The organism is Streptosporangiales bacterium (assembly GCA_009379955.1).
Lineage (GTDB): Bacteria > Actinomycetota > Actinomycetes > Streptosporangiales > WHST01 > WHST01.
In genome coordinates this window covers 22,974-29,739 of record WHST01000083.1, presented here as the reverse complement: position 1 = coordinate 29,739, position 6,766 = coordinate 22,974, and the positions used below count along the sequence as shown (strand labels likewise).

Genomic DNA, 6,766 nt, shown 5'->3' with positions numbered 1-6,766 from the left:
GCCGCAGCGCGTACTCCTCCACCAGCGCGGTGGTGTGGGGGTCGAGGTGTTCGACGGCGTCGGCGAGGATCCGTACGTGCATTGCGGTGAGTTCCCCGGCGGCGAACAGCTTCTGTGTCGCGGGGAGCTGGTCACAGGTGATCCGGGAGACCGTAAGCCGGTCCGCGGCGGTGCCGGTCGCGATCCGCAGCACCGCCGCGACCTCTTCGCGGGTGAAGTCGTCCTTGGTCACGTCACGAAGTTGGTCGAGGCGGGCGAGCGCGGCGAACTGGCGGGCCTGCGCGGCGGCGATGCACTTCTCGTACCCGGCGAGCACCGCAAGCGCAACCTCCGCCGGCGCGGTCGAGAGATCGATCGAGTCGAGCACGGCGTGCGTGGTGCCGGAGGCGGGGAGTGCCTCGATCCGGTCCAGCGACGCGACGTCGAACATGTGTTCGAGTCTACCACAATCAGAAGGCATCCGATAGGCCGGATTCCCTTACGCAACAACGGTTTCCGTGAATCAACGGTCACCGCAGACAGACCGGGAAGCGAGGCAGCCACAGAGCTGCCTCACCCCGTAGACGCCGCGTACTTGGGTCGGGCGGTGGGTGTCAAGACTCCGCCAGACCACCGCACCACGAAGCAACGGCCGCGCGGATTCTTGACACCCACCGCCCGACCCCAACACTCAAAAGAGGGGTGAGGCAGCGCCCCACAGAGGGGTGAGGGCAGCGCCCCCAAGAGAAGGCACAAAATCAGACCGCCCGCACCGACCCCCGATCGACCTCGGTAAGCGACCGGTGCCCCGTGAGTCCCATCGTCAGATCCACCTCCGCGGCGAGGTTGCGGATGACCTCGCGGACGCCGCGCTCCCCCGCGATCGCGAGCCCATAGACGTACGGCCGACCGACCAGGACCGCGGTCGCCCCGAGCGCCACCGCCGTGAGGATGTCGGCGCCCGTGCGCACGCCGCTGTCGAGAAGCACGGGCACGGCGTCACCCACGGCGTCGACGACGGCCGGCAGAGCGTCGAGTGACCCGATCGCGCCGTCGACCTGGCGACCGCCGTGGTTGGACACGACGACACCGTCGACGCCGGCGTCGAGCGCGCGCCGCGCGTCGTCGGGGTGCTCGATCCCCTTGAGCACGATGGGCAGTGAGGTCTGGTCACGCAGGAAGCCGAGGTCGTCCCAGGTGAGCGCCGGCCGGTAGAACACGTCGAGGAAGGTCTCGACGGCGGCACGCGGCATCGGCGAGCGCAGGTTGGCGAGGAACGGCCCCGGGTACGCGCGGGTGATGTCGGCGAGCGTACGGATCGCCGAGGGCGTCGGACGCTGCGACGACGCGGGGCGGCCCGCACGCACGCGCTCCTCGGTCAATCGGCGGAACACCGGGTCGGACGTGTACTGGGCGATGCCCATGCCGTGCGCGAATGGGAGGTACGCAAGGTCGAGGTCGCGCGGGCGCCAACCCAGCATCGTCGTGTCGAGCGTGACGACGATCGCGTCACAGCCGGCCGCCTCGGCACGCCGGACGAAGCTCACGGCCAGCTCGTCGGACAGGCTCCAGTAGAGCTGGAACCAGCGCGGGGAGTCGCCCATCGCCGCGGCGCACTGCTCCATCGGGCGGGAGGCCTGGCTGGAGAACACCATCGGGACGCCTTCGGCGGCCGCGGCACGCGCGACGCCGACGTCGGCCTGCCGGTGCGCGAGCTCGAGCACGCCGACGGGAGCGAGGAGGAACGGCGCGGGCAGCCGGCGCTCGAAGAGCGTGACCCCGATGTCGCGCGACTCGACGTCACGCAGCATCCGCGGCACGAGCCGCCAGCGATCGAACGCCGCGCGGTTGGCGCGCATGGTGGTCTCCGCGCCCGCGCCGCCGGCGACGTACGCCCACGCGCGGCGGCTCATCGCCCGGCGCGCCCTGAACGCGAGCCGATCGGGAGGGACCGGCACGACCGGGCGCCGGCCCGCGACACCGGCACGGTAGATCGCACCCTGCCGTTCGCGGCCGACGCCGATCATCACGTCAACGTCGCGTCGACCCAGCGTTCCGCGTACGCGGAACGGACGAGGACCTTGCCGTCCTCGACGACCGACTGCTCGTCGAGGAACTCGAAGAAGCCGCGCTTGCCGCCGCCGGGCTCGGGCACGAGGTTGGCGCCCTCGCGCAGCGAGCGCCACGCCGCCCCCGGCAGGGTCGCCGCCACCACCGTGCGCTGGACGCCGACGTGTGCGAGGTACCGGCGCAGCAGCGCCTCGCCGCGGTAGACGGCGGGTCCGCCGAGGTCGTCGACCCGGCCGGACGGGCCCGCATCGACGAGGTCGGCAAGCCGCTCGGCGACGTCACGCACGTCGACCGGCTGCACCCGCAGGCGCGGCACGACCACCAGCGGCGGGCGTGCGAACTGCTGCGCGATCGCGAGCACGAAGTCGTGGAACTGGGTGGTCCGCAGGATGGTCGACGGAACCTCGGACGCGCCGACGATCTGCTCGGTCTCGAGCTTGGACTTGTAGTAGGCGTACGAGACCGTGTCGACGCCGACGATGGAGACGTACACGAGGTGCGCGACCCCCGCCTCCTCGGCCGCGGCGAGCAGCCGCTTCGTCCCCTCCTCGTCGACGGCCTTGTGGCGCACGACATCGGTCGCGCAATGCACGATCGTGCCCACGCCGGACACGGCCTGGTCGACTCCGGCACCCGTGGCCAGGTCGGCATGCACCTTGGTCGTCCGCGGTGGCAGGTCGATGGGCCGCCTGCTCATCGCTCTGACCCGGTGTCCGCGGCGTACCAACTCCGCCACGACCGGCCCGCCGAGCACCCCCGAGGCACCCGTGACGAGAATGTCGCCAACGTCTGCGTTGCCCGAACTTGCGTTCATATCGCTACGTTAACCCGCCTCACACCCCCCTGGTCGGTGGAAGAACAGCGGTGTCAAAGAATGGGGAGGTACCTGTCTCGCTCGTATGCGGTTACCTGTCTCTGGTAATCCTTCCACTCCTCGCGCTTGTTGCGCAGGAAGAAGTCGAAGACGTGCTCACCGAGCGTCTCCGCGACGAGCTCGCTGCGCTGCATCGCGGCGATGGCCTCGGACAGGCTCTCCGGCAGCGGCTCGATGCCGAGCACCCGGCGTTCGGCGTCGGTCAGGGCCCAGACGTCGTCCTCGGCACCCTCGGGGAGCTCGTATCCCTCCTCGACGCCCTTCAGACCCGCGCTGAGGATGGTGGCGAACGCGAGGTAGGGGTTGCACGCGGCGTCGGGCGACCGCACCTCGACCCGCGTCGAGTTGCCCTTCTGTGGCTTGTACATCGGGACGCGCACCAGCGCCGACCTGTTGTTGTGACCCCAGCAGACGTAGGCGGGCGCCTCGCCGCCGGCGCCCGCGGTGCGTTCGGCCATGCCCCACAACCGCTTGTAGGAGTTGACCCATTGGTTGGTGACGGCCGCGTACTCCCGCGCGTGTCGCAGCAGCCCGGCGATGAACGAGCGCCCCACCTTGGAGAGCTGGTACTCCGCTCCCGGCTCGTAGAAGGCGTTGCGCTCGCCCTCGAACAGCGAGAAATGCGTGTGCATGCCGGAGCCCGGGTGATCGGTGAACGGCTTCGGCATGAACGAGGCGTAGACACCCTGCGAGAGCGCGACCTCCTTCATGACGAAGCGGAACGTCATGATGTTGTCGGCGGTGCTCAGCGCGTCGGCGTAGCGCAGGTCGATCTCCTGCTGGCCGGGCGCGCCCTCGTGGTGGCTGTACTCGACCGACAGGCCCATGCTCTCGAGCATCGTCACCGCCGTGCGCCGGAAGTCGCGGGCGACGGTGTGCGGCGTCTGGTCGAAGTAGCCGCCGGAGTCGATCGGCACCGGCTCGCGTCCCGGCATGGGTGGCTCGGTGAACAGGAAGAACTCGATCTCCGGGTGCGCGTAGAACGTGAACCCGAGGTCGGCGGCCCGATTGAGCGCACGCCTGAGCACGTGTCGCGGGTCGGCGTGGCTCGGCGTGCCGTCCGGCATCATGATGTCGCAGAAGATGCGCGCCGCTCCGGGCGCGTCGGTGCGCCACGGCAGGATCTGGAACGTCGCCGGGTCGGGCTTGGCGAGCATGTCGGACTCGTACACCCTGGCGAAGCCCTCGATCGCCGAGCCGTCGAATCCGATGCCCTCGGCGAACGCGCCCTCCAGCTCCGCGGGCGCCACGGCCACGGACTTCAGGAAGCCGAGCACGTCGGTGAACCAGAGCCGGACGAAGCGGATGTCGCGCTCCTCGACCGTGCGCAGGACGAACTCCGTCTGCTTGTCCATCGCCTCATCCTGCCACGGAGCCGTGCCCGCGTGTCGGAACCTCAGCCGTCGAAAGATCTGGCCGCGGCGACGGCGGCGTCGTAGGCGTCGCGGACGGCCCCCGGCCGGCTCCTCGCGCTGTTCTCGCTGTCCTCGCTGTCCCTGACCGTGACCCTGACCAGCACGTTGCGGGTGCGGAAGACGACCTCCGTCGTGACGGAGCTGTCCTTCGTCCACGACACGTACGCCTGCTCGCCAGGCCGGGTGAGGGCACGGAAGTACGCCTCGTCGTCCTCGTCCTCGCGGATGAAGCCCCGCGCCTCCGCGTGCAGCTCCAGATACCGCCGGATCGCCACCCGCTCGCCGGAGCCGCGGCGTGAGTCGGGGAACGCGGCGACCTCCGCCACGAGGTCGAAGTCCCAGTCGCAGCCACCCGTGGCGGTGGCCTCGCCCGAGTCGACGAGGTAGCTGTCCTCCTCCTCCGGGTCGGCGTCCGGGGCGAGCCGCTCGGCGACCGCGTCGGGCAGCAGGTCGCAGGCGTCGGGCACCCGTGCGAGCTTCCGCCCGGCGTCGGCGGTAACGGCGACCTTGCCAGACACACGCAGCCCCATGCCCGCAGCGACGTCGCGGGCCGCAAGGAACGCCCCGGCCCGCAGCGCCGCCTCGTCCGGTGGCCCGCCCTCGGTCTCGGGGACGACGCCCGAGCCGTGCGGGGTGTAGTCGACTCCGCCGTACGCGACCTGCACCACGACGTTGCCCTGCCGGAAGAGGACCGTCGTGGTCGCCTTCTCCGGCTCCCCCTCCGGCTTCTTCCCGGGATACACCGGGCCGGTGAAGTCGAGCGCGTGCCAGACGACCGCCTCGTCGCCGAGACCCGAGACCGGCCGGACCGGACCGATCTGCCGGTCGTCGGGGGCCTCGGCCACGGCGTCGAGCTTCATGTCGAAGGTCTGGAACGCCGCCGCCATCCACTCGCTACGCGGCCCGGCGTCCTCGTGGTCCTTGGACACGTCGATCTCGAGGTCCCTGCTGCCACCGCCGAAGATCCTGGCGCCCGACCCCGAGTCCCAGGTGCAGTTCTGCGAGTCCGGGTTGTGGATCAGCTCCCGGTACTGGCCGCCGGAGACGAGCTCGTCCATGGTCCGCTCCCGCACACCGCAGTCCGCGGGGATGGACGTGACCAGGGGCCCGGTGGGCACGGGGTCGCGCGTCACCGCGGCCGCGACGACCTTGTCGTCCTCCGGGCGCGGCCAGAGCACGACGGTCACGACGACGGCGGCGATCACGACGGCGGCGACGATGCCCACGAGGAGCTTCCGCTCCGCGATCCACGCGAGCCGTCCGGACCCAGACGGCTGCGACGTGTCGCCGCTCATCGGTAGCCCGCCAGGATGTCCTCGGCGACGGCGACCGCGTCGCGCTCCATCTGCCGCTTCGACGGGTGGTGCCACCTGCCGTACTCGACGCTCACGACCAGGTTGGCCTTCCGTGCCACCACGTAGGCGCTGCGGGCCCTGCCCGACTCGAAGTCGTAGTGGTCGATCCTCGCCTCGTCGGCACCCTCGGGCGGCTCCTTCGTCGGCTCACCGCGCGCGGCGAAGGTGAGCCGGCGTGCGACCTCGGTCGCCGACTCACCGGTGAGAGTGCTCGGCCGGATGGCCTCGACCTGCACGGTCAGGTCCGGGCGGTACCCGTCGTTCTCCCACCAGGTGCAGCCGCTCGCCGCCGACGTGCGCGGCGGGCTGATGTCGCGGGCACGGAGCCCGGGCGCCAGACGTCGCGCCGCACCCACGGCGCCGCAGACCTCGCCGACCCTGCTCACCTCACCGGCGCCTGGTGAGGCGCTCGGCATGACCGTCGGCGACGCGCGACGCGCGCCGAGCTCGCCCAGGAGGTCACGCACGGCCGCCAGCACCCCCGCCTCGAGCTCGCCCACGGGCGGGACCTGGCCGTGGCTGGGTTCGAGGACCGACTCGGCCGTCATGTGGACGTCGACGACGACGTTGCGCACCCGCACCGCGAGGAAGACGCTCGCCTCCTTGTGCGACGGGGTCCAGGTACGAGCGAGCCTGGCCTCGTCGCCGAGTCCACGGACCGGAATCGCCCGCGAGCCCTCCCAGCCGGGCAACCGGCGGAACCGGTGCTTCGCCTCGTCGGTCGCCGAGCTCTCGCGCCGCGTCACGGGCTGCTGGTAGGCCTGGATCTCGGCCGTGAGCTCCCGGTCGGCCTGCCAGCGGGAGTCGTCGTCACCCTCCCGCCACGCGCACCGCGGCGACGCCTGCTCCGTGGTCGCTTCGACCCCGAGCCGGTCGAGGGACTTCGCCGAGACCGCGTCGCACAGGTCGGTGACGGATCCTGGTGTCCGCTCACCCGCCCCGTAGCTCCCGGACGCCAGCGGCGTGGGCGTGTTCGCCTCGTCCGGTTGGTCCCCCTCGCAGCCGGCCGCCGTGAGTGCGGCCACTACCGCCACGGCGGACATGGCCTTGCGGCCGCGCATCGATCTCCTCCC

The 6,766-nt window shown here is 71.3% G+C and carries 6 protein-coding genes; all 6 read right to left on the bottom strand.

Annotated features, from left to right (window positions below; genetic code table 11):
• Positions 1–460 (bottom strand): DUF222 domain-containing protein (locus tag GEV10_21940; GenBank protein MQA81110.1); only part of this gene is annotated, 460 nt, incomplete at its 3' end.
• 277 nt (positions 461–737) lie between these two features.
• Positions 738–2,006 (bottom strand): lactate 2-monooxygenase, encoded by a 1,269-nt coding sequence (locus GEV10_21935; GenBank protein MQA81109.1) that lies wholly within the window; start codon positions 2,004–2,006, stop codon positions 738–740.
• Complete coding sequence (locus GEV10_21930) at positions 2,006–2,863, bottom strand: NAD(P)H-binding protein (protein ID MQA81108.1); 858 nt, start codon at positions 2,861–2,863, stop codon at positions 2,006–2,008. Before GEV10_21930 ends, GEV10_21935 begins: the two co-directional genes overlap by 1 nt.
• Before the next feature lie 53 nt (positions 2,864–2,916).
• Positions 2,917–4,278, bottom strand: a complete 1,362-nt coding sequence (gene glnA / locus GEV10_21925) for a type I glutamate--ammonia ligase (protein ID MQA81107.1) — start codon at positions 4,276–4,278, stop codon at positions 2,917–2,919.
• A 41-nt stretch (positions 4,279–4,319) separates the two neighbouring features.
• A complete protein-coding gene (locus tag GEV10_21920) occupies positions 4,320–5,633 on the bottom strand; it encodes a hypothetical protein (protein ID MQA81106.1) in 1,314 nt (437 codons plus the stop codon).
• Positions 5,630–6,754: a hypothetical protein gene (locus tag GEV10_21915; GenBank protein ID MQA81105.1), complete on the bottom strand. Its 1,125-nt coding sequence runs from the start codon at positions 6,752–6,754 to the stop codon at positions 5,630–5,632. Before GEV10_21915 ends, GEV10_21920 begins: the two co-directional genes overlap by 4 nt.
• Positions 6,755–6,766: the final 12 nt, after the last annotated feature.

Coding starts and splice junctions, on each gene's coding strand:
- GEV10_21915 (MQA81105.1), bottom strand. CDS start 6,754: ATGCGCGGCCGCAAGGCCATGTCCGCCGTGGCGGTAGTGGCCGCACTC.
- glnA (MQA81107.1), bottom strand. CDS start 4,278: ATGGACAAGCAGACGGAGTTCGTCCTGCGCACGGTCGAGGAGCGCGAC.
- GEV10_21920 (MQA81106.1), bottom strand. CDS start 5,633: ATGAGCGGCGACACGTCGCAGCCGTCTGGGTCCGGACGGCTCGCGTGG.
- GEV10_21935 (MQA81109.1), bottom strand. CDS start 2,006: ATGATCGGCGTCGGCCGCGAACGGCAGGGTGCGATCTACCGTGCCGGT.
- GEV10_21930 (MQA81108.1), bottom strand. CDS start 2,863: ATGAACGCAAGTTCGGGCAACGCAGACGTTGGCGACATTCTCGTCACG.